Source organism: Candidatus Poribacteria bacterium (assembly GCA_021295755.1).
Lineage (GTDB): Bacteria > Poribacteria > WGA-4E > WGA-4E > PCPOR2b > PCPOR2b.
On the sequence record JAGWBT010000074.1, the window covers coordinates 4,937 to 5,516 of the forward strand.

Genomic DNA, 580 nt, shown 5'->3' on the forward strand with positions numbered 1-580 from the left:
TCCCCTCTGCCGTAATCTCTATATCAACGCCTTTAAGGTCGGTATGCGCGGTATAGGTCGCGGTGATATTTACGCGCGGTGCACCTGCTTCCGCAGCAGAGGGCGTAAGCGCCACCCTTCCAGATCCGCCTACCGCACTCGCTTTTCCGCCTGCGAGTGTCGTTACCCTTATGGCGGTGGTCCCACCATCTATGCTTGTCGTCACATCGTCGGTGGTCATATCACCAGTTGTACCCGCCAGTAGAAAATCAGAGGCAGTCGCACCGATTTCATCTAGTGTATAGGTAACGGAAACTCTCTGACCCACATTGATTGTCGTAAGGTCAATAGATATTAGACTGGTTGTGTTGTCGGTAGCGGTAAAGGCAGCCGTTACCCCACTGGACGCTGATAACGTACCAACAGCGGTTGGCTGTAACCCCGCAGGGATTGGCACCCTTAGAACAGCACCGTACATCGGACCGGGGGCTGTAAAGGAGACTGTGTATTTTTGGTTTGTCTCGCCTTGGAAGACATGCGCAGGTGTAATCGTAACCTTTCTTTCGAGCGTGTCTCTGCCCACATAGTCTGTGTCGGCGTC

The 580-nt window shown here is 53.4% G+C and carries 1 protein-coding gene; it reads right to left on the reverse strand.

All coding sequences use genetic code 11. The annotated features are described in order from the left end of the window. The coding region (locus J4G02_12105; GenBank protein MCE2395322.1) for a hypothetical protein at positions 1 to 580 on the reverse strand (580 nt) is incomplete at both ends.